General features: G+C 62.8%; 23 protein-coding genes. 10 read left to right on the top strand and 13 right to left on the bottom strand.

Going from position 1 to position 19907, the window contains the following annotated elements; translation table 11 throughout:
* A complete protein-coding gene (locus tag J5286_RS04240) occupies nucleotides 1–897 on the bottom strand; it encodes a LysR family transcriptional regulator (protein WP_209189264.1) in 897 nt (298 codons plus the stop codon).
* Between the two features lie 134 nt (nucleotides 898–1031).
* Here J5286_RS04240 and J5286_RS04245 point away from each other — a divergent pair, with 134 nt between their 5' ends.
* The 4 genes from J5286_RS04245 to J5286_RS04260 all read left to right on the top strand — a co-directional run bounded on the left by J5286_RS04245 (nucleotide 1032) and on the right by J5286_RS04260 (nucleotide 5703).
* A complete protein-coding gene (locus J5286_RS04245) occupies nucleotides 1032–2471 on the top strand; it encodes an FAD-binding oxidoreductase (RefSeq protein WP_209189265.1) in 1440 nt (479 codons plus the stop codon).
* On the top strand, nucleotides 2468–3673 hold the full coding sequence (gene glcE, locus J5286_RS04250; protein ID WP_209189266.1) for a glycolate oxidase subunit GlcE: 1206 nt from the start codon (nucleotides 2468–2470) through the stop codon (nucleotides 3671–3673). Before J5286_RS04245 ends, glcE begins: the two co-directional genes overlap by 4 nt.
* 222 nt (nucleotides 3674–3895) lie before the next feature.
* Nucleotides 3896–5209 carry a glycolate oxidase subunit GlcF gene (glcF, locus tag J5286_RS04255; RefSeq protein WP_209189267.1) on the top strand — a complete coding sequence of 438 codons (1314 nt, stop codon included), beginning with the start codon at nucleotides 3896–3898 and terminating at the stop codon, nucleotides 5207–5209.
* A 56-nt stretch (nucleotides 5210–5265) separates the two neighbouring features.
* A complete protein-coding gene (locus tag J5286_RS04260; protein WP_209189268.1) occupies nucleotides 5266–5703 on the top strand; it encodes a hypothetical protein in 438 nt (145 codons plus the stop codon).
* A 43-nt stretch (nucleotides 5704–5746) separates the two neighbouring features.
* Here the strand turns inward: J5286_RS04260 and J5286_RS04265 are convergent, their stop codons facing one another.
* Both J5286_RS04265 and J5286_RS04270 read right to left on the bottom strand, forming a co-directional pair.
* Entirely contained in the window at nucleotides 5747–6418 is a 672-nt protein-coding gene (locus J5286_RS04265) for a L,D-transpeptidase (protein WP_209189269.1), read from the bottom strand.
* Nucleotides 6419–6540: 122 nt separating this feature from the next.
* A complete protein-coding gene (locus tag J5286_RS04270; RefSeq protein WP_209189270.1) occupies nucleotides 6541–7284 on the bottom strand; it encodes a L,D-transpeptidase in 744 nt (247 codons plus the stop codon).
* 212 nt (nucleotides 7285–7496) lie between these two features.
* Between J5286_RS04270 and J5286_RS04275 the strand changes: the two genes are divergently transcribed.
* Both J5286_RS04275 and J5286_RS04280 read left to right on the top strand, forming a co-directional pair.
* Nucleotides 7497–8126, top strand: a complete 630-nt coding sequence (locus J5286_RS04275) for a DNA-3-methyladenine glycosylase I (protein ID WP_209189271.1) — start codon at nucleotides 7497–7499, stop codon at nucleotides 8124–8126.
* Nucleotides 8123–8623, top strand: coding sequence for a hypothetical protein (locus J5286_RS04280; RefSeq protein WP_209189272.1), 501 nt, complete (start codon nucleotides 8123–8125; stop codon nucleotides 8621–8623). The genes J5286_RS04275 and J5286_RS04280 overlap by 4 nt, the downstream gene beginning before the upstream one ends.
* Before the next feature lie 12 nt (nucleotides 8624–8635).
* On the opposite strand, the gene J5286_RS04285 is transcribed toward J5286_RS04280, so the two are convergent.
* The 4 genes from J5286_RS04285 to J5286_RS04300 form a co-directional block, all read right to left on the bottom strand.
* Nucleotides 8636–9340, bottom strand: coding sequence for an HAD family hydrolase (locus tag J5286_RS04285; protein ID WP_209189273.1), 705 nt, complete (start codon nucleotides 9338–9340; stop codon nucleotides 8636–8638).
* A gap of 65 nt (nucleotides 9341–9405) precedes the next feature.
* Nucleotides 9406–9933 carry a TadE/TadG family type IV pilus assembly protein gene (locus tag J5286_RS04290; protein ID WP_209189274.1) on the bottom strand — a complete coding sequence of 176 codons (528 nt, stop codon included), beginning with the start codon at nucleotides 9931–9933 and terminating at the stop codon, nucleotides 9406–9408.
* Nucleotides 9933–10457, bottom strand: coding sequence for a TadE/TadG family type IV pilus assembly protein (locus J5286_RS04295; protein WP_052214002.1), 525 nt, complete (start codon nucleotides 10455–10457; stop codon nucleotides 9933–9935). The genes J5286_RS04290 and J5286_RS04295 overlap by 1 nt, the downstream gene beginning before the upstream one ends.
* A 5-nt stretch (nucleotides 10458–10462) precedes the next feature.
* On the bottom strand, nucleotides 10463–11806 hold the full coding sequence (locus J5286_RS04300) for a TadE/TadG family type IV pilus assembly protein (RefSeq protein ID WP_209189275.1): 1344 nt from the start codon (nucleotides 11804–11806) through the stop codon (nucleotides 10463–10465).
* 329 nt (nucleotides 11807–12135) lie between these two features.
* Between J5286_RS04300 and J5286_RS04305 the strand changes: the two genes are divergently transcribed.
* Nucleotides 12136–13185: an aldo/keto reductase gene (locus J5286_RS04305; RefSeq protein ID WP_209189276.1), complete on the top strand. Its 1050-nt coding sequence runs from the start codon at nucleotides 12136–12138 to the stop codon at nucleotides 13183–13185.
* A gap of 64 nt (nucleotides 13186–13249) precedes the next feature.
* Here J5286_RS04305 and copM read toward each other — a convergent pair whose 3' ends face one another.
* The 5 genes from copM to J5286_RS04330 form a co-directional block, all read right to left on the bottom strand.
* Nucleotides 13250–13627: a CopM family metallochaperone gene (copM, locus tag J5286_RS04310; protein WP_209189277.1), complete on the bottom strand. Its 378-nt coding sequence runs from the start codon at nucleotides 13625–13627 to the stop codon at nucleotides 13250–13252.
* A 74-nt stretch (nucleotides 13628–13701) separates the two neighbouring features.
* Nucleotides 13702–14076: a hypothetical protein gene (locus J5286_RS04315; RefSeq protein ID WP_209189278.1), complete on the bottom strand. Its 375-nt coding sequence runs from the start codon at nucleotides 14074–14076 to the stop codon at nucleotides 13702–13704.
* Nucleotides 14077–14125: 49 nt separating this feature from the next.
* A complete protein-coding gene (locus tag J5286_RS04320; protein ID WP_209189279.1) occupies nucleotides 14126–14440 on the bottom strand; it encodes a BrnA antitoxin family protein in 315 nt (104 codons plus the stop codon).
* Nucleotides 14421–14684, bottom strand: a complete 264-nt coding sequence (locus J5286_RS04325; protein WP_209189280.1) for a BrnT family toxin — start codon at nucleotides 14682–14684, stop codon at nucleotides 14421–14423. Before J5286_RS04325 ends, J5286_RS04320 begins: the two co-directional genes overlap by 20 nt.
* 65 nt (nucleotides 14685–14749) lie before the next feature.
* Complete coding sequence (locus tag J5286_RS04330; protein WP_209189281.1) at nucleotides 14750–15505, bottom strand: hypothetical protein; 756 nt, start codon at nucleotides 15503–15505, stop codon at nucleotides 14750–14752.
* A gap of 137 nt (nucleotides 15506–15642) precedes the next feature.
* Here J5286_RS04330 and hisS point away from each other — a divergent pair, with 137 nt between their 5' ends.
* From hisS to hisG, 3 genes are all read left to right on the top strand, one after another.
* Nucleotides 15643–17163 carry a histidine--tRNA ligase gene (gene hisS / locus J5286_RS04335; protein WP_209189282.1) on the top strand — a complete coding sequence of 507 codons (1521 nt, stop codon included), beginning with the start codon at nucleotides 15643–15645 and terminating at the stop codon, nucleotides 17161–17163.
* A gap of 180 nt (nucleotides 17164–17343) precedes the next feature.
* Nucleotides 17344–18462 carry an ATP phosphoribosyltransferase regulatory subunit gene (locus J5286_RS04340; protein ID WP_209189283.1) on the top strand — a complete coding sequence of 373 codons (1119 nt, stop codon included), beginning with the start codon at nucleotides 17344–17346 and terminating at the stop codon, nucleotides 18460–18462.
* The gene (hisG, locus tag J5286_RS04345) at nucleotides 18462–19157 is read left to right on the top strand and encodes an ATP phosphoribosyltransferase (RefSeq protein ID WP_047508182.1); all 696 of its coding nucleotides are present in this window, start codon (nucleotides 18462–18464) and stop codon (nucleotides 19155–19157) included. The genes J5286_RS04340 and hisG overlap by 1 nt, the downstream gene beginning before the upstream one ends.
* 87 nt (nucleotides 19158–19244) lie before the next feature.
* Here the strand turns inward: hisG and J5286_RS04350 are convergent, their stop codons facing one another.
* Nucleotides 19245–19691: a DoxX family protein gene (locus J5286_RS04350; RefSeq protein ID WP_047508180.1), complete on the bottom strand. Its 447-nt coding sequence runs from the start codon at nucleotides 19689–19691 to the stop codon at nucleotides 19245–19247.
* Nucleotides 19692–19907 lie beyond the last annotated feature (216 nt).

Below are 19907 nucleotides of genomic sequence, written 5' to 3' on the forward strand. Positions count from 1 at the left end.
TTACCGTTCCCAATAGGGCACCGGCCCATAAAGCTCCGCGAGATAATCGATGAACAGCCGCACCTTGGCCGGCAGGAACTGGCGGCTTGGATAGACGGCCGACAGCGTCACGTTGCGCGACCCCTCATAGGCAGGCAGCACCTGCACCAGCTGCCCGGATTTCAGCTCCGCGCCGATATCCCAGGTCGAGCGTAGCGCGATGCCGAGGCCGGCAATCACGGCCTCGCGGATCACCTCGCTGGAGTTGGTGACGAGCATCCCTTCCGGCCGGATCGACAGCGCGCCCTCAGGTCCCTCGAGCCGCCAGACATCGTTATTGTGCGCCGGCAGGCAGCGATGCCGCTTGAGATCGTCGATGCTGTCAGGCGTGCCATTCGCCTTGAGATAATCGGGAGAGGCGCAGAGCACCCGGCGCACAGGCGCCAGGCGGCGAGCGACAAGGCTGGAATCGGTCAGCTCCGCGATGCGGATCGCCAGATCGAACCCGCCGCCGACGATATCGCTGAACTCGTCGGAGAGCACGAGGTTGATTGCAAGGTCGGGATGGGCGTCCATGAAGCGCTTCAGATGCGGCGCGATATGCATGCGCCCGAACGAGGTCGGCGCCGAGACCTTCAGCGTCCCATGCATCTGCGCCGAGCGCCCGGAAATGTAGAACTCCGCCTCCTCGAGCCCGGCCAGAATGCCGAGCACCCGGTCGTAGAAACCCTGGCCGGCTTCGGTGAGCGAGATCTGCCGTGTCGTGCGCTGCAGGAGCCGCGTTCCCAGCCGGTCTTCCAGCCGCTTGATGCGCTTGGAAACCACCGCAGGCGAGAAGCCGAGTGCCCGCCCGGCAAGCGACATGCTGCCCGTCGCCGCCACCTTGGCGAAGATTTCGAGATCTCCCAGATTGGTCATGTCGCCCCGATAATTTCTTATTTTGTCATAAGTGCTTAGCATTTGCGCCAGATTGGGGAAAGTGTTAAGCCCGAAGCCTTGGCAGTATGGAGGATACGGCCGGTTTCGCCTGATGTGGCGAAGGGAGGAAAGGCATGTCCGACGCCATTTCGTTTCTCGCCCCGCGCGCCGATGTCATGGCGCGCCGCCGGCAGATCATTGCCGATCTCGCCGATCTCCTGCCGCCGGAATGCCTGGTTTCCGAGCCGCGCGAACTCATGCCCTTCGAGACTGACGCCTTCGTCTCCTACCGCCGCATGCCGCTTGCCGTGGCACTTCCGCGCAGCACGGCTGAAGTCGCGGCGGTGATGAAATACTGCCACCGCTACGGCATCCCTGTCGTCCCGCGCGGCGCCGGTACGTCGCTGTCGGGCGGCGCCATTCCGCAGGAGGATGCGGTTGTCGTCTGCGTCTCGAAGATGAACCGCATCATCGAGATCGACCTTTTTAATCGCGCCGCGGTGGTCGAGGCCGGCGTCACCAATCTCAACATTTCAGAAGCCGTCTCCGCCGATGGCTTCTTTTATGCGCCCGATCCGAGCTCGCAGCTCGCCTGCACCATCGGCGGCAATATCGGCATGAACTCGGGCGGCGCCCACTGTCTGAAATATGGCGTCACCACCAACAACCTGCTCGGCGTGAAAATGGTGCTCGTCGACGGCACGGTCATCGATCTCGGCGGCAAGGGGCTGGATGCCGGCAGCTACGATCTCCTCGGCCTCGTCTGCGGCCATGAGGGCCAGCTCGGCATCGTGACGGAAGCAACGGTGCGGCTGATCGCCAAGCCGGAAGGCGCTCGGCCGGTGCTCTTCGGCTTCGCGACCTCCGAGGAGGCGGGCTCCTGCGTCGCCGATGTCATCGCATCCGGCATCATCCCCGTCGCCATCGAGTTCATGGACAAGCAGGCGATCGAGATCTGCGAAGCTTTCGCCAAGGCCGGTTACCCGCTCGATGTTGGCGCGCTTCTGATCGTCGAGGTCGAAGGCTCGGAGGCCGAGATGGACGACATGCTGAAGGATATCGTCGACATCGCCCGTCGTCACGGCGTCAGCACAGTGCGCGAATGCCAGTCGGCCACGGAAGCCGCCTTGATCTGGAAAGGCCGCAAGTCCGCCTTCGGCGCCACCGGCCGCATTGCCGATTATATCTGCATGGATGGCACCGTGCCGCTCAGCCAGCTCTCTTACGTGCTGAATGAGACCTCTGAAATCATCGAGCGCCATGGCCTGCGCGTCGCCAATGTCTTCCACGCCGGCGATGGCAACATGCACCCGCTCATCCTCTTCAACGCCAACGATCCCGATGATGCCGCCCGCGCCGAGGCGGCCGGCATGGAGATCCTGAAGCTCTGCGTCGATGCCGGCGGCTGTCTCACCGGCGAACACGGCGTAGGCATCGAGAAACGCGATCTCATGCGCCATCAATATTCCGAGGCTGATCTCGCCCAGCAAATCGCCGTCCGCGCCGCCTTCGATCCCGGCTGGCTGCTCAATCCCTCCAAGGTCTTCCCGCTCGAAGGGCGCCAACCCGCATGATCGAGCTATGCCCAGATACGGAGGAGGAAGCCGCCGAGATCATCCGCGCCCATGCGCAGGCCGGCACGCCGCTTGGCATCGCGGGCGGCAACACCCGTTCAGGCTTCGGCAATGCTGAGACAGCTGAACACCGCCTGCGCTCGACCGCGCTCTCGGGCATCGTCGCCTATAATCCCGGCGAGATGGTGCTCACCGCCCGCGCCGGCACGCCGCTGGCAGAAATCGAGGCGGCACTGGCCGAGAGCGGCCAGACCATGGCCTTCGAGCCGATGGATCACCGCCCCCTCATGGGCACATCGGGTGAGCCGACCATCGGCGGCGTCTTCGCCGCCAACGTCTCCGGCCCGCGCCGCCTGATATCGGGTGCCGCCCGCGACAGCCTGCTCGGCGTCCGCTTCGTCAATGGACGCGGCGAGGCGATCAAGGCCGGCGGGCGGGTGATGAAGAACGTCACCGGCCTCGACCTCGTCAAGCTGATGGCCGGTTCGCACGGCACGCTCGGCCTCATCACCGAGGTCACTTTCCGCGTGCCGCCAAGGCCCAAGTCGGAAGTGACGATCGTCATATCGGGCCTCAACGACGCCGAGGCCGCCAATGCCATGGCCGCCGCAATGGCGCTGCCGGTCGAGGTCTCGGGCGCCGCCCACCTGCCCATGACCGTCACCTGGACCTTCCTAGGCAATCGCTTGCCGGAAGGCGAGGCGACCGTGCTGCGCATCGAGGGCCTGCCGGCCTCCGTTGCCACAAGAGCCGAGAAGCTGGCTTCTGCCATGTCCGCCTTCGGCCCGACCGCACGCCTCGGTGAGGATGACAGCGCCACGCTCTGGCGCGAGATCCGCGACGTGAAACCCTATGCCGACGGCGGCCCGCGGCCCGTCTGGCGCGTCTCGGTGGCGCCGTCGGTCGGCCACCAGCTGGTCGCGGCACTTCGGTTGGAGACCGGCGTCGACGCCTTCTACGACTGGCAGGGCGGTCTCGTCTGGATGCGCATGGAGGCGGACGCCGAAGCCGACCTGCTGCGGCGCTTCATGGCGGCACTCGGCGGCGGCCACGCCACGCTGATGCGTGCGCCAGCTTCGATGCGCGCGGCGACACCGGCGTTCGAGCCGCAGGTCGATGCGGTGGCGCTGCTGTCGGCGCGGGTGAAGGAGAAGTTTGATCCAGCGGGGATTTTCAGTCCGGGGAAGATGGGGGGATGGTGATGTTGTGGTGTCCAGCTGTGCGTGGGCAAAACCCCTCCCCAACCCCTCCCCACAAGGGGGAGGGGCTAACCCTTGGTATTCTCCGTGCCAAATCATCACGCTTGCGATCGTTGAACGGTTTCAATGTGTCACTGAGTCCGCGCCCAGCAAGCCCCTCCCCCTTGTGGGGAGGGGTTGGGGAGGGGTCTTCATCGCACGACAACAGGGGACCGTTAGCCTGACATGCAAACCAACTTCACCCCCACCCAGCTAGCCGATCCCCATGTCGCGGCCTCCGAGCAGATCCTGCGCAAATGCGTCCATTGCGGCTTCTGCACCGCCACCTGTCCCACCTATGTCACGCTCGGCAACGAGCTCGACAGCCCGCGCGGCCGCATCTATCTCATCAAGGACATGCTGGAAAACGACCGCCCGGCCGACACGGAGGTGGTTACCCATATCGACCGCTGTCTTTCGTGCCTTGCCTGCGTGACGACCTGTCCCTCGGGCGTCGATTACATGCATCTCGTCGATCACGCCCGCGCCCATATCGAAAAGACCTACAAGCGCCCCTTCATGAACCGGCTGACGCGCGGCATTCTCGCCGCCGTGCTGCCCTATCCCGGCCGCTTCCGCCTGGCGTTGCGGCTGGCCCGCATCGGCAGGCCGCTCGAAGGCCTGTTCCGTCGCCATCAGGCACTGAAACCCTTCGCCGCCATGCTGGCGCTCGCGCCGCGCAGCCTGCCCGCACCCTCGCATCTGGCAACGCCGGCAACACACGCGGCTGAAAAGGGCGAGCAGCGAGGCCGCGTGGCGATCCTTACCGGCTGCGCGCAACAGGTGCTCGACCCCGCCATCAACGCCGCGGCCATCCGGCTTCTCACTCGTCTCGGCGTCGAGGTCGTGGTGCCCAAGGGAGAAGTCTGCTGCGGTTCGCTGGTCCATCACATGGGCCGCGAGGAACAGGCGCTGGCAAGCGCCCGCGCCAATGTCGATGTCTGGACCCGCGAGATCGAAGAGGGCGGGCTCGATGCCATCATCATCACCGCGTCCGGCTGCGGCACGACGATCAAGGATTACGGCCACATGCTGCGGCTCGATCCCATCTACGCCGAAAAGGCCGCCCGCGTTTCCGCGCTCGCCCGCGATGTCACCGAATATCTGGCGACGCTCGATCTTCCCTCGCACATGCCGAGGGGACTGACGGTCGCCTATCACTCCGCCTGCTCGATGCAGCACGGCCAGAAGATCACTATGGCGCCGAAGCAGCTGTTGAAGGCTGCGGGCTTCACCGTGCGCGATCCGGCCGAAGGCCATCTCTGTTGCGGCTCGGCCGGCACCTACAACATCATGCAGCCGGATATTTCCGACGCGCTGAAGGCCCGCAAGGTGAAGAACATTGAGGCGACGAAGCCCGATATCATCGCCACAGGCAATATAGGCTGCATCACCCAGATCGCGTCGGCGACCGCGATCCCCATCCTGCACACCGTGGAACTGCTCGATTGGGCCTATGGCGGCGACATGCCCGTCAAATTAGCGGCCAGAAAAATTTAAGGGTTTCGGGCTAGCCTGACGCGGCCGGATCGTCCGGCGGCATTTGGAGCTCAAGCATGCACCGTTTCATCCTGGCGTTCACCGCTCTTCTTGGCGCCACCGAAGTCGCACACGCCGACAGCCGTCTCTTCTGTTCCGCCGACGACAAGAATGTCCGCTTCACCGTCGAAAGCGGCTTCAAGGCGGAGAATGGGCACGAGCTCAATCACTTTCGCGGCGCGCTTCTCCTGAAGAACGAAACCGCGCCGCAGCCGCTGGGCAGGATCGATCTTGATTCGGACAGCCTGACGAACCACTGGTCGCACAATGGTGAGCTCAGGCTTGAGGTTCTGTATGATGGCGGGAAGGCGGCGGGTGGCCAGACGGCCAATCTGATCGTATCGGCCGAGCAGCGCAACAATGCCAAGGCCTTTGCCGGCACCTACGAACTCGCGATCGAGGGCGGTGCGGCGCCGCAGGCCTTCAACGGCAAGGTCAGCTGCGGATCGAAATAGGCGGCCGGAAATCCAGCCGCCCTTCATTTCATGACATGAGGCCTTAGCCGCCGAAGATCGTTCTCAGAACGTCGATGCCGCGATCGTCGAAGGCGACGTTGCCCTGCTTGTTGCCGGGGCCGACGACGATGACCTTGGTGCCGACGGGCACGCGATCGTAAAGGTCTTCGACATCGTTGTTGACCATGCGGATGCAGCCGGAAGACAGGTTGAGGCCGATCGTCCAGGGCTGGTTGGTGCCGTGGATGCGGAAGATCGTGTCACGGCCGCCCTGGTAGAGATACATGGCGCGGGCGCCGAGCGGATTGTCGGGGCCACCCGGCTGTACGGCCGGAAGGTTGTGGCCGGCGCGGGCCTCGCGGGCGCGCATTTCAGCCGGCGGCGTCCAGGTCGGCCATTCAGCCTTGCGGCCGATCTTCACGACACCTGACCAACCGAAGCCTTCGCGGCCGACGCCGATGCCGTAGCGCGTGGCCTTGTTGCGGCCTTCGACGAGGTAGAGATACTTGTTGACCGTATCGACGATCACGGTGCCCGGCGCTTCATTGGTGATGAGGCGGACGACACGCTTCTTGTATTGCGGCTTGACCTGCTGGCTGTGCTTGACGCCACGAACGGCATCCGTCGCCGTCATTACGGGCTCGGCGCTGGCAACGGCCACCATACCCGACATCGCAACGGCAACGGCCGCCACGAGCAGAGACACTTTCTTCATTTCGATTTCCCTCTCAAGGCACGATCGCCGGAAAAGCTAACGGAATCGACCGGGATTTCAAGCTGGAAACCCTGAAAATGCGGGGTAGGCGGCAAGGTGTGTCCTTGCCGCCATAAGAAAATTCAGATCACGATGACCCGCGTACCCACTTTGACACGCTCGTAAAGGTCGACGACGTCCTCGTTGCGCAGGCGAATGCAGCCCGAGGAAACGGCGCTTCCGATCGTCCAAGGGGCATTGGTGCCGTGGATGCGGTAGAGCGTCGAGCCGAGATACATGGCGCGCGCGCCGAGCGGATTTTCCGGTCCGCCATCCATCCGCGCCGGGAGATAATGGCCCTTCGCCGCCTCGCGGCTGATCATTTCCGATGGCGGCGTCCAGTCCGGCCACTCGGCTTTGCGCGTCACCTTGTGAACGCCGGCCCACTCGAAGCCCGGTTTGCCGACGCCGACGCCATAGCGACGCGCCTTGCCGTTTGTCATGACCAGATAGAGGAAGCGGTTGTTGGTATCGATGACGATGGTGCCGGGCGCTTCCTTGGTCTGGTAGTCGACCATCTGTGGCAGGAACTGCGGCTCGATCTGGCCGCGGATGACAGGAACGCCGGGGTTGATCGCCGAGACCTGCTGTGCTGCCGGCGCGCGGCGAACGGCGCGCGGAGCAAACAACCCGCGCTGCTGCTGCACGATGACGGGGCGCTGGTAGACGACGGGGCGAACATTGCCGCCGCTGAGCTGCATGATCCACGGTGCCGCGAGATCAGGGCTCAGCACGACAGGCGGACGGGAAACGTAACGGTCGTCGCCAAGGGCGGCCGTGGAAAAGACGCCGAGCAGGGCTGCGGCGAGCAAAACGGATTTCATCATCGGACGAACTCTCTACAATGGCCGAAAATGGACGGGCGGCATCCGCCACCTGCCGATCATGCTGCCACCGCGCTCGCCAGCGAATGGTAAACCCGCGTTCACTAAAAGCCGAACTGGCCTATAAACTTTTCGTCAGGGTTATCGTTCGGTTTGGAAACAGGGTTTGCAAATGGTAAAGCCGGATTCGCAGCCGCTGAAACGAATGGAACGTGATGAGCGAGACAGGCATTACAATCGGTGAGGACGGCAAGAGCCGCTGTCATTGGCACGGCAACCTGCCGGATTATCTGCGCTATCACGACGAGGAATGGGGCAGGCCGGTCGTGAACGACATCCGACTGTTCGAGAAGATCTGCCTTGAAGGCTTCCAGTCCGGCCTCTCCTGGCTCACCATCCTGCGCAAGCGCGAGAATTTCCGCGCGGCCTTCGCCGGCTTCGATTTCGATAAGGTGGCGCTGTTTAACGATGAGGATGTCGAGCGTTGCGTTAGCGATGCCGGCATCATCCGCCATCGCGGCAAGATCGTTTCGACGATCAACAATGCCAAGCGCGCGATCGAACTGCGCGACGAGTTCGGCTCGCTCGCGCGTTATTTCTGGAGCTACGAGCCCGGTCACAACGAGCGCCCCAAGGTGGTCGATCGCGCCACGATCATGGCCAATCCGACTACGCCCACCTCGGTCGCCATATCCAAGAATTTGAAGAAGCGCGGCTGGACCTTTGTCGGCCCGACCACAGTTTACGCATTCATGCAGGCAATGGGTCTCGTCAACGATCATCTCGAAGGCTGCTACTGCCGTCCCGAAGTAGAGGCGATGCGCGACGCATTGGTACGTCCATGAAGAAACTGAAACTGATGGCAATGGCGATCGCCATAAGCGCGATCGCGCCCGCCGCTATGGCGCAGACACCCGAGCTGCAGCGCGGCGAAAGGCTGGAAAAGCTGCAGTTTCCGGCAGCAACCATGGAGCTCAAGGGCTGGACGAAATTCGGCAACGGCAAGGTCTACACCTTGCCCGTCAAGGCCGGCCAGCATGTGAAGATCGATTTCTCGACGAAGAGCCAGTTCGCCTTCCTCGCGATCTTCGATCTCGCGGCCCCCGACGACGAAGCGATCTTCGGCACCGACGAGGACGGGCAGACCTTCCAGACGACGGTCAAGCAGGATGCCACCTGGCTGCTTCGCCCCTATTATTCCAAGGCCTCTCCAAGACGCGGTCTCGGCGCACCCTACAGCATTCTCGTGGAACCGCAGGCTGCCTCAGCCGCGCCGGTAACACCCGCGCCGGCCCCTGCCGACGACAGCAAGCCGTCGCCGCTCTTCCCCTCGCGCAAGTAAGCGGAGCTTCGTTTAACCCAAACTGTCGATCACGCCGCGCAGTTCGCCAAGCCGTTCGATCTTGCGAAAGCGCGGCGCCTTCGTCGGCTCCTCGACATGCTCGAGCACCCAGGTCAGTTCGTGCGGCACGAACACGCCGTAGCTGCCGGCGGCGATTGCCGGCACGATGTCCGACTTCAGCGAATTGCCCACCATCATCGCCCGCTCCGGCCCGCCGCCGATCTTGGAGAAGATCCGGCGATAGGTAACCGCCGTCTTGTCGGAAACGATCTCGACGGCATGGAAGAAATCGCCAAGGCCGGATTGCGCCAGCTTGCGCTCCTGGTCGAACAGGTCGCCCTTGGTGATCAGCACGAGCAGGTAATGGTCGGCTAGCGCCGCCAGCGTCTCGCGCACTTCGGGCAGCGTCTCGACTGGATGCGAGAGAAGATCCCGCCCGGTATCGAGGATCTGCGCGATCACCGAAGCCGGCACATTGCCCTCGGTAATCTCGATCGCGGTCTCGATCATCGACAGCGTGAAGCCTTTGATACCAAAGCCGTAATGCTGAAGATTGCGCTTCTCGGCGGCCAGCAGCCGCTCCGAAACCAGCGTGCCCTCCGCATAGTCGGAGAGCAGTTCGGTGAAGTGCGTTTCCGTCAGCCGGTAGAATTGCTCGTTCTGCCACAGCGTGTCGTCTGCATCGAAGCCGATCGTGGTCAGCGTGCGGGTCGTCATGGGCGCACCCTCTTGTTCATTGAAAAACAATTAGGAGCCTCGCGCCTTCACCGCAAGGGATTGCGTCACTGATAGACGATGGCGCCGATGAAGCGCGGGCGTGAAAAGGCGGTCTCGGCGAACGTCATGCTGCCGAAGCCCATGATGCTGGTCATCGCCGTGTATCTGGCCGCACCCTCGACATAGATCACCGAATCTCCGTCCGTCAGCTGCGGCAGCGTCGAGCTGCTGAGAACCTGCGCCTTCAACAGGCCGGCCGTGCCGCTCTCCTTCGTCCAGTCCAGCTTGTAGACCCCGGCGGTCTTCTTGATGCTGGAGATTCGAAGCGCGATCGGGGCCGTGCTGTTCTGCTGCAGATGCGTGAAGACGCTGTAGAGATTGGACACGAAGGTATTGTCGATCGAGGTCTGCCGCGAGATCACGTCGGCGACGATACCGTTGGCCTGCACGATGTTCTGGTAGGTCCGGTACATGTCGAACACCGTGATGCTCGCCAGGAAGAAGAACAGCAGGATTGGCGCCAGCAGCGCGAACTCGATCGCGGATGCGCCGGAGCGCTCGCGGATCAGGCGGGAAAAGGCGTGCTTGAACATCAGGTCGGCTCGTTGACGAAGGCAAAGCTGGAGGTCAGCTGGATGGCGCCGGTGTTGTCCTTCGGGAAACTCAGGCCGAAGCCGAGCCCCGGCACCAAGGGATCGACGACATAGCAGGCGCGGGTGAAGATGATCTGCGACGGTTGCCCGGAATTGTAGCTGGTGACAGGATCGATCGCGACGGAGCGGTCGACGCAGGGCGTGCCCGTCGTCGGGAAATCCGAGGCTTTGGTCACCGGCGTGAACTCGATGCGGATCGACTTGACGCAATCGCTGAGGATCACCGCTTCCTTGCACACCGAAGCCTTGAAATCGGCATAGCTCATCTTGGCGCCGTTGATCTGCAGCGCGCGCGAACTGCGGCTGACTGCGCGGTCGAGCATGATCGACTGCGTCATGATGAAGCCAGCCTCGAAGATCGAGAAGATGACGGCAAAGACGATCGGCGCCAGGATGGCGAACTCGATCGCCGCCGCGCCCTTGCTGTCGCCGAAAAGCCGGCGCGCGCTACTGAAAAAGCCCACTCTCATTACTGCGTCAGTCTCAATTTGCGGATCGATGTCGAGATCGACTTGAAAGCGTCGCCGATGCCGGAGCCGGAGGCCTGGTAGAAGTGGGCGGAGCTCGTCGCGCAGTTCTTCATGGCGTTGATCGCGGTGGTGTCGCTGCCGAGCTCGAAGCCGATGGTGAAGATGGTGATGCCCTTGCCCTTGGCGGTCGAGCAGATATTGCTCAAGTAGGTCGCCGTGTTGCCTGACATCGTGTAGTTGCTCGGGCTGAGATCCGGAGAGCGCTTGTAGTCGTTCGGGCGGAATTGCGCGGTGATCACGCCGTCAGTCATCAAGACGAGCACCTTCATCGTGTCGGCATCGCTGAAGCTGGACGGGCGGTTGGAGAACTTCGAGGACATCTGCCCGCTCGCGATCGCCGCCTGGACGATGCTCGATGAGGCCGGATTGAGCAGCATGTAGCCCCACTGCATGGCGTTCTGCGTGCCGGTGCCGTCATAGAGTTGCAGCGCGTTCAGCCGGGCCTTGAGATAGGTCGCGTCATTGGAGAAATAGGTGATCGCGTCCTCTTCGCCGGGACACCACCACCACCTCTTTTCCTTGTCGGTCGTGTTGTAATTCCAGTTCGTGAAGATCGGCAGGTTCGACCGAGCCTTGAAGCTCGGGATCGCATCGCTGCCAAAGCCCGCATTGTCGAGCTCGAAGCATGATCCCTTGTAATTCGGATCCTTGGTCGGCTGCGACTGGCCGGTCAGACGGGAGCCGCCGAGCTTGTCGAAGACCGCGGAACCCACGTTGACGTGGCCCGCATAGGGCACGACGCTGATCGTCGTATAGTCCTTGGTGTCGTCGGTCAGGATCTGGTCGATAAACTGCTGCGAGGCGATCTTCAGGTTCTTGATCTTGCTGCCCACCATCGAACCCGACATGTCGAGCATCAGCGACAGCTCGATATTCTGCTTGGCCTCCTCGGCGCTCGACGCCGTCTTGATCGTCAACGTCTTGACGCCGGCCAGATGCATGAAGGCGGTGTTGATCGTATAGGAGGCGTTGGCCGAAATCTTGCGCGAGTTCATCGCCGTCGCTTCGGAGAAGTCGATGGCCACGTCAGCACCGTAGGGGAGATTGTTCATGTAGCTTTTCAGAACATCGGCGGTCTTCTGCTTCTGCGACAGCGACGCCGCCGCCAGCACGCCGCGGTCGAGCCCGTCCTGCATTTCCACGCGCACCGCTTCATAGCGCGCGAGATCGACCCCGGCGCCACCGGCCAAGACCATTGGCACGAAAAGCAGCGCTACGATCATCGCCACATTGCCGCGCTTGTTGCGCAGCAGTGAACTCACAAGCTGAACCAAGGATGTCATGATTGCCCCCGCATCTGCGAGGATTGTTTAGGTGGATATCAATTAGAATTTTATGAATCCGCTCGGAAAACGCAGTAAATACAATTACTAAGAGCGGCAATTGCAGGGTGCAATCACGGTTGTGCGCCAATGAGTTGCGAGCGACCTATGTTGCTGCAACCCCTGCGTATCGCGTGAGCCGTTGAAACCGAGCGCGCGCAACTTATGTCTGATGGGTTCATGCCTGCAGCAAGCGCTGCCATGCCAGCGCTGCGCCGCCCAAAAATCATATAACCGGGATCATTCCCTCCGCCGGCTTCACGGCGGTCCTCACAAGGAAACGTTTGACCATGCGTTACAACCAGCTTGGAAATACCGGCCTGTTCGTCTCCGAAATCTGCCTGGGCACCATGACCTTCGGCGCTCCTGACCCAAGCAGCCCGTGGGGCTCCATCGCCGATGTCGATCAGAAGGCGGCCGATGCGATCGTCGAGCGGTCGCTTTCGGCAGGCGTCAATTTCATCGATACCGCTGACGTCTATTCTTTCGGCGATTCCGAGAAGCTGCTCGGCCAGTCGCTGAAGAACCTCGGCGTCGCCCGCAAGGATGTCGTCATCGCCACCAAGGTCTACGGCGCGATGGGCGACAAGCCGAACGATCGCGGCGCCTCGCGCGGCCACATCATGGATTCGGTCGAAAAGAGCCTCGAGCGCCTGCAGACCGATCATATCGATCTCTACCAGATCCACGGCACCGACAGCGTCACCCCGATCGACGAGACGCTGAGGGCGATGGACGATCTCGTCTCGCGCGGCCTTGTCCGCTACGTCGGCGTCTCCAACTGGCAGGCGTGGCGCATCGCCAAGGCGCTTGGGGTTTCGGAACGTCGCGGCTTCGCCCGCTTCGAGACCGTGCAGGCCTATTACTCCATTGCCGGCCGCGACCTCGAGCGCGATATCGTACCGATGATGAACGAGGAGAAGGTTGGCTTGATGGTCTGGTCGCCGCTGGCCGGCGGGTTGCTATCGGGTAAATACGGCCCCGGCGCGCCGGGCAACGGCGAAGGCCGCCGCGCCGCCTTCGACTTCCCGCCTGTCGACAAGGACCGCGCCTGGGCCTGCGTCGCCGTCATGCGCGAGATTGCCGAAAAGCACGGCGTGAGCGTCGCTACCGTGGCGCTCGCTTACGTGCTCGCCAAGCCTTTCGTCACGACTGTGATCATCGGCGCCAAGCGCATCGAACAGCTCGACCAGAACCTCGCAGCCGTCGGACTGAAACTCGATGCCGATGACCTGAAGAAGCTGGACGAGGTCAGCGAACTCGCGCCCGAATATCCCGGCTGGATGCTCTCCCGCCAGGGTGCGGGTCGCCGCCCCGCGCCGTTCGAACCAAAGGCTTGATCGCAATCGAAACGCTGGACGCCGATACAAACCCGGCGTCCAGCAGGCAATCGCGGAAGCGGCCTTACTTGGCGTGCGCCTTCAGCCACGCCTGCATCTCGGTGATCTCGGCCTCCTGCGCCTTGATCACGCCCTCCGCCAGCTTGCGCATTTCGGGGTCCTTCCCGTATTGCAGCTCCACCTTGGCCATGTCGATCGCCCCCTGATGATGGGCGACCATTCCGCGCACGAAGTCGATATCGGCGTCGCCGCTATATTCGATCATCATGTCCTTGTGCATCTTGTTGTTGGCCTCGGAAAAGGCATGGCTGGACGGGCTGTGGTCGCCCATCGGCATGCTCATGTCCATATCCATCGGCTTGTCTTCCGCGCGTGCAGGAAGAGCGATGAATGAGAGCCCGGCAACAAGACCGGTGGTGAGAGCGAGTAGTTTAAGAGACATGGGATATCCTTCCTCAGTCTGGCAATGAAAGTCCGATGCGGCTGATATCGCCGCGTTTCTCAGGATCTGGATTGTCAGCTCAACCGGGGAGGGGGCGCTTGCGGAGCCGGCCGTGCGCCGGGAAAGGCGAGCGCGATCGCCGGCGAGGGATAGGAAAACACCTGCTTGCCATCCACATGAACAATCACGTCGACGGGCACGATGAGACAGGCAGAACAGAGCGGCATATGCGCCATGCCGCCGGCGGCACACGGGTTCTTCGCCGGCACTGAGCCCTTGACGGCATCGCCCATCTCCATATCAGGCATATGATGGTGCGGCTTGCCGGCAGCCATATCGACAGCGGCGGGCTGGCTCATCGACGCGCACATCGGACATCCCACCCACGCGAACATCGTTCCGTAGGTCAGCCATGCCAGCATCATCGTCGCGATAGAGAAAAGCCGCATCGGTTAAACATAGGCAAGCGCGCCACCGCTGCCAAGACGTCGCGTCGCGCTAATCGAGCTTGGCGGCCTTGCGTAACGCATCATTGATCCGTCCCTGCCACCCCTTGCCGGTCGCCTTGAACGCATCGATCACATCGGGATCGAGCCGCAGCGATATCTGCCGCTTAGGGCTCTCCACCGCCGGCCGCCCGCGCGAACGCCGGATGCTCTCGGCAAGCTCGGGGAAGACCTCCGCGAAGGGGCGCGCCTTCTTGAAGTCCTCTTCGGTCCATTCGGGATTGTCGCTGACCTCATCCCAATCGTCCTTGGAATAGCCGCGCCCTTCTCTGAATTCGATCTGCAACTCAGTCTTCTTCGCTGTCATCCAGCAGCCTCCTTTCGCTCTTTCGCGCCGGGCGCATCGAGATAACGGAAATGCCCTCCGAACCCAGCACCACGAACACCACGGCGATCGAGCCATCCGCAAAGCGCCCGATCGCCATCAAGCGCCCGCGCTTGGCCGGCCGCAATATGGCGCCGAGAAAGAACACCTCGTCGAGATCGGCGAAGTCGAGCCCATGCTTGTCAAGGTTGGCAAGCCGTTTCGGCTCATCCCAAACGATCTTCATCGATACGATATCGCAAAATAAAAGTGATACAATAAATCTTTGATTGCATCAGGATATCTTGCAACTCACCAGGCCGCAATCACCCGATGGATCACCTGGTAATCCGGGCTTTCCTCACCAATCGGCACCACCGGCCAGGCCCACGCCGCCCGCGCCTCCGGCACCGCGACCCCGTGCATCAGGTCGCTCTCTTCATGGGTCTTTCCATTGCGATCGATCACCGCATAGGAGACGTCGGTGACAAGGCAGCTCTTGAACGGCATGCGCGACAGGCCGGAAAGATGCGCTGCGATCAGCCGCTCCACCGTATCCTCAGGCATCCGCTCCCGCTCGGCTTCGAACCGCCGCTGCACCCCGCGCCCGATCTGCGAGAGCAGATTGGCCGAAACCACGAGATCCAGATAGGGCACATTGCGCAGGAACCCGAGCGGCTCCGGCTGTTCACCGGCCGCAAGTGCGTCATAGCCCGAGAGATCGCGCTCGATCAGCCGGACATTGCGATAGGCCTTGCGGCGCATCTTCATCCTCACCGTCGCGACATGCACGAGATCGATCAGAACGACCGTATCGAAGCTGGCTGCCAGCTCCCGGATCGGCACATCGCGCAGCAAGCCGGAACCCAGCACCACAGCCGTCCGCCGCTGCTTGCAGCCCGCCATGGCGGCAAGGATCGCTCGCCTCGTATTCTCCTCATGCTCCGCCCACTGCCGGCTGCAACGGTTGGCGCGCGACCACAGATTGACGGAGTAGCGGATATATTTGCGGCGCGCCTTCTGCGTCCGCCAGGCGGTCGCGGCGTAGAGAAGTGCTTCAGCGATCATCATATAGCTCCGCCATTCGGTTCATTCTCTCTCGTTCAATCGATTCTGTCTTCCGGATCAAGGGCCTTCGCCCTTGCCGCATCCGACCCTTTCCGCTAGGAAACCGCCACTGTCACACTGAGCGGAAGACGTTGGAAATGAACGACAAGCAGAAGAAACCACAAAAGCTCAAGGCCAGACTTCCTCGCGGCTTCGTCGATCGTTCGGCGGCCGATATTCGCGCTGTCAACGAGATGACCGCGAAGATCCGCGAAGTCTACGAGCATTATGGTTTCGATCCTGTCGAAACGCCGCTGTTCGAATACACCGATGCGCTCGGCAAGTTCCTGCCGGATGCCGATCGTCCGAACGAAGGCGTCTTCTCGCTGCAGGACGACGACGAGCAGTGGATGTCGCTGCGCTACGACCTGACAGCGCCGCTCGCCCGTCATGTCGCGGAAAACTTCAACGAGATCCAGCTGCCCTACCGCACCTATCGCGCCGGCTATGTCTTCCGCAACGAGAAGCCCGGCCCCGGCCGCTTCCGCCAGTTCATGCAGTTCGACGCCGATACCGTCGGCGCGCCCGGCGTTCAGGCCGATGCCGAGATGTGCATGATGATGTCGGACACGCTGGAAGCCCTCGGCATCAAGCGCGGCGACTATGTCATCCGCGTCAATAACCGCAAGGTTTTGGACGGCGTTCTGGAAGCGATCGGCCTCGGCGGCGACGACAAGGCCGCCCAGCGTTTGAACGTGCTCCGCGCCATCGACAAGCTCGACAAGTTCGGTCCCGAGGGCGTGGCTCTCCTGCTCGGCCCCGGCCGCAAGGATGAGTCTGGCGACTTCACGAAGGGAGCCGGACTCGATCAGGGCCAGATCGAAAAGGTTCTCTTTTTCGTCGGCATCAAGGATTACGCCGAAAGCGCCGCCCAGCTTGCCGAACTCGTCGCTGGCACCTCCAAGGGTGCTGAAGGCGTCGAGGAACTGAACCTCATCGGCGGTCTCGTCACTGGCGCCGGCTATAATTCCGATCGCATCAAGATCGACCCCTCCGTCGTCCGCGGCCTCGAATATTACACCGGCCCGGTCTACGAGGCCGAACTCACCTTCGACGTGACCAACGAAAAGGGCGAGAAGGTCGTCTTCGGCTCCGTCGGCGGCGGCGGTCGTTATGATGGTCTGGTCTCCCGCTTCATGGGTCAGCCGGTTCCGGCAACGGGCTTCTCCATCGGCGTCTCGCGCCTGATGACGGCGCTGAAGAACCTCGGCAAGCTCGGCCAGAGCGAAGTCGTCGAACCCGTCCTCGTCACCGTCATGGATGGCGATGTCGAGGCCATGGGCCGCTACCAACGCATCACCCAGGAGCTTCGCCAGGCCGGCATCCGCGCCGAAATGTACCAGGGCAACTGGAAGAAGTTCGGCAACCAGCTGAAATACGCCGACCGCCGCGGCTGCCCAGTCGCCATCATCCAGGGCGGTGATGAGCGCGCAGAGGGTGTCGTGCAGATCAAGGACCTGATCGAGGGCAAGCGCCTCTCCGGCGAGATTGAGGACAACGCCTCGTGGCGCGAAGCCCGTGTCGCGCAGGAAACGGTCAAGGAGGCCGATCTGGTCGCCAAGGTGAAGGAAATCCTGGCGGCGCAGGCGGAAGATCGCAAGCGAGCCTCTGATGTTTGAGCGGGGAATACCCCCCTCTGTCCTGCCGGACATCTCCCCCACAAGGGGGGAGATCGATGTGTTGCGCGGCTTGCGCCAAACAGTGAATGTGGAGCGAGCGGATGAACCTGGCCGATCTCCCCCCTTGTGGGGGAGATGTCCGGCAGGACAGAGGGGGGTAGCCCCGGAGACACGAACCCCATGCCCCTGATCAACCTCCCAGCCTTCTCCGAAGACCTGCTCGCCGAGTTCGCCGCCCGGCGCACCGAGCGCGTCGACACCCCGGTCATCCAGCCGGCAGAACCCTTTCTCGACATCGCCGGCGAGGACCTTCGCCGCCGCATCTTCATGACCGAGAGCGAAACCGGCGCCAGCCTGTGTCTGCGGCCGGAATTCACCATTCCCGTCTGCCTGCGCCATATCGAAAGCGCCATGGGCACGCCGAAGCGCTATGCCTATCTGGGCGAGGTCTTCCGCCAGCGCCGCGAAGGCGGCAATGAGTTCTATCAGGCGGGCATCGAGGATCTCGGCGATATCAACATCCCGAGCGCCGACGCCCGCGCCATCGGCGATGCTACGGCCGTGCTGTCGCGGCTGCTGCCGGGCAAGAAACTGGCCGTCACGCTCGGCGATCAGGCCGTGTTTGAAGCCGTCGTCCAGGCGCTCGGCCTGCCGCTCGGCTGGCAGAAGCGGCTGATCCATGCCTTTGGCGACACCACCCATCTCGAAGCGCTGCTCGCCAGCCTTGTCAGTCCGCAATTCGTCACCGGCCTCAGCGACGATATCGCCCGCCTTCTCGGCGCCGACGATGAAGAGGCGCTGGTCGCCCATATCGATGCCACCATGCAGGCGACAGGCTATTCCACCAATGCCAGCCGCTCGCCGCAGGACATCGCCCGCAGGCTGAAGGAAAAGCTGATCCTGTCGGAAACCCGGCTCGATGACGCAGCCTTCCTGGTGCTGAAGGAGTTCCTGTCGCTCAACGTGCCGCTGATCAATGCCTCTGCGGCCTTGTCCGGCTTCGCCGATGCCGCCGGCCTCAAGCTCGGCAACGCCCTGTCGCGCTTCGATGGTCGCGTCGCGGCACTTGCCAATGCCGGCGTCGATCTCTCGCTCATCGATTATCGCGCCGCCTTCGGCCGCCCACTGGATTATTACACCGGCCTCGTCTTCGAGATCGGCGTCGAGGGTTCGGATGCCGTGCTCGCCGGTGGCGGCCGCTTCGACAAGCTGATGACCCTGCTCGGCGCCAAGGAGCGCATCCCGGCCGTCGGCTTCTCGCTGTGGCTGGATCGCATCGAAACGGAAAGGGCCGCCTGATGACCATCACCATCGCGCTGCCCTCCAAGGGCCGGATGAAGGACGACGCCTCGGCCATCTTTGAGAAGGCCGGCATGAAGATCACCGCCGTCGGCAACGACCGCTCCTATCGCGGCCGCGTCGAAGGCTGGGACGATGTCGAGGTCGCCTTCCTCTCTGCCTCCGAGATCTCCAAGGAGCTCGGCAACGGCACCGTCGATTTCGGCGTCACCGGCGAAGACCTGATCCGCGAAGGCCTGGCGGAAGCCGACAAGCGCGTCGAATTCTGCGCCCGCCTCGGCTTCGGCCACGCCGATGTCATCGTCGCGGTGCCGGAGATCTGGCTCGATGTCGACAGCATGGCCGATCTCGGCGATGTCGCCACCGATTTCCGCGCCCGCCACGGCCGACGCCTGACGATCGCCACCAAATACTGGCGGCTGACGCAGCAGTTCTTCTCGCGCCAGCACGGCATCCAGCTCTATCGCATCGTCGAGAGCCTGGGCGCCACCGAGGGCGCACCGGCGTCCGGCTCGGCGGATATCATCGTCGATATCACCTCGACGGGCTCGACGCTGCGCGCCAACCACCTGAAGATACTGTCGGATGGCGTCATCCTGCGCTCAGAGGCCTGCCTCGTGCGCGCCCGCAAGCAGAGCCACGCCAACGAGCCGTCGGTGGCCCGGCTGATCGAAGCCGTTCGCGCCGCGCTCTGACATCTATCGTCGTATCAATCACGAAAAAGCCCGCCGCCAGATGAACTGGCGGCGGGCTTTTTTATGCTTGGGAGAATAGGGTGCCGATTAAGCGGCGACCGGCAGGGCGCCACGGCGGGCGTCGATCGAGTAGAGGCCCGGGCCGAAGGTGGCGAGGAGGATGTAGGCGCCGGCGAGCGTGAAGTTCTTCATCAGCATGATGCCGTTGAGAGCGTTGATCCAGCCGAGAGCGGCATCCGGCCAGCCGGGAACGGCAACGGTGCCGGAATGGAAGACAGCGCCGGTGAAGATGCAGAATGCGGCCAGTGCCCAGCCGACGATCTTCGTCTGGAAGCCGACGAGAACGGCAAGACCGGTGACGAGTTCGAACAGGCCGGCGAGGTAGGCAAGAGCGGTCGCGGCAGGCAGGCCGGCGCCGGTGATCATGCCGGCGGTGCCAGCCGGGTCGGTCAGCTTGCCGAAGCCGGAATAGATGAAGATGAAGGAGAGGAGGATGCGGGCGACGAGAATGACAATGTTCTGGGTATTCGACATGGAACTGTCTCCGGTTGAATGAGCTGAGACCGGTGTGCCCCCGGCACGGTTGTCGATCTCGTATGCACTGTTTCTCCTCTTTTTTGGCCGTCATGGAAAGATAGACGGTAGCGGACAGTTTGTTCAGTAATGGTGAACGACTGAGTGCGCACGATCACCGCTTGCCATGTCCCTCGGCGCTCTTCTATGGTCGGCCGCCTTATCCCGCATGGAGAC

The organism is Rhizobium sp. 16-488-2b, from assembly GCF_017741815.1.
In the GTDB taxonomy this organism is placed as follows: domain Bacteria; phylum Pseudomonadota; class Alphaproteobacteria; order Rhizobiales; family Rhizobiaceae; genus Rhizobium.

Coding starts and splice junctions, on each gene's coding strand:
- J5286_RS04350 (WP_047508180.1), bottom strand. CDS start 19,691: ATGTCGAATACCCAGAACATTGTCATTCTCGTCGCCCGCATCCTCCTC.
- J5286_RS04315 (WP_209189278.1), bottom strand. CDS start 14,076: ATGCGGCTTTTCTCTATCGCGACGATGATGCTGGCATGGCTGACCTAC.
- glcE (WP_209189266.1), top strand. CDS start 2,468: ATGATCGAGCTATGCCCAGATACGGAGGAGGAAGCCGCCGAGATCATC.
- J5286_RS04260 (WP_209189268.1), top strand. CDS start 5,266: ATGCACCGTTTCATCCTGGCGTTCACCGCTCTTCTTGGCGCCACCGAA.
- J5286_RS04275 (WP_209189271.1), top strand. CDS start 7,497: ATGAGCGAGACAGGCATTACAATCGGTGAGGACGGCAAGAGCCGCTGT.
- copM (WP_209189277.1), bottom strand. CDS start 13,627: ATGTCTCTTAAACTACTCGCTCTCACCACCGGTCTTGTTGCCGGGCTC.
- J5286_RS04265 (WP_209189269.1), bottom strand. CDS start 6,418: ATGAAGAAAGTGTCTCTGCTCGTGGCGGCCGTTGCCGTTGCGATGTCG.
- J5286_RS04270 (WP_209189270.1), bottom strand. CDS start 7,284: ATGATGAAATCCGTTTTGCTCGCCGCAGCCCTGCTCGGCGTCTTTTCC.
- hisS (WP_209189282.1), top strand. CDS start 15,643: ATGAACGACAAGCAGAAGAAACCACAAAAGCTCAAGGCCAGACTTCCT.
- J5286_RS04305 (WP_209189276.1), top strand. CDS start 12,136: ATGCGTTACAACCAGCTTGGAAATACCGGCCTGTTCGTCTCCGAAATC.
- J5286_RS04280 (WP_209189272.1), top strand. CDS start 8,123: ATGAAGAAACTGAAACTGATGGCAATGGCGATCGCCATAAGCGCGATC.
- J5286_RS04290 (WP_209189274.1), bottom strand. CDS start 9,933: ATGTTCAAGCACGCCTTTTCCCGCCTGATCCGCGAGCGCTCCGGCGCA.
- J5286_RS04300 (WP_209189275.1), bottom strand. CDS start 11,806: ATGACATCCTTGGTTCAGCTTGTGAGTTCACTGCTGCGCAACAAGCGC.
- glcF (WP_209189267.1), top strand. CDS start 3,896: ATGCAAACCAACTTCACCCCCACCCAGCTAGCCGATCCCCATGTCGCG.
- J5286_RS04325 (WP_209189280.1), bottom strand. CDS start 14,684: ATGAAGATCGTTTGGGATGAGCCGAAACGGCTTGCCAACCTTGACAAG.
- J5286_RS04245 (WP_209189265.1), top strand. CDS start 1,032: ATGTCCGACGCCATTTCGTTTCTCGCCCCGCGCGCCGATGTCATGGCG.
- J5286_RS04340 (WP_209189283.1), top strand. CDS start 17,344: ATGCCCCTGATCAACCTCCCAGCCTTCTCCGAAGACCTGCTCGCCGAG.
- J5286_RS04320 (WP_209189279.1), bottom strand. CDS start 14,440: ATGACAGCGAAGAAGACTGAGTTGCAGATCGAATTCAGAGAAGGGCGC.
- J5286_RS04285 (WP_209189273.1), bottom strand. CDS start 9,340: ATGACGACCCGCACGCTGACCACGATCGGCTTCGATGCAGACGACACG.
- hisG (WP_047508182.1), top strand. CDS start 18,462: ATGACCATCACCATCGCGCTGCCCTCCAAGGGCCGGATGAAGGACGAC.
- J5286_RS04330 (WP_209189281.1), bottom strand. CDS start 15,505: ATGATCGCTGAAGCACTTCTCTACGCCGCGACCGCCTGGCGGACGCAG.
- J5286_RS04240 (WP_209189264.1), bottom strand. CDS start 897: ATGACCAATCTGGGAGATCTCGAAATCTTCGCCAAGGTGGCGGCGACG.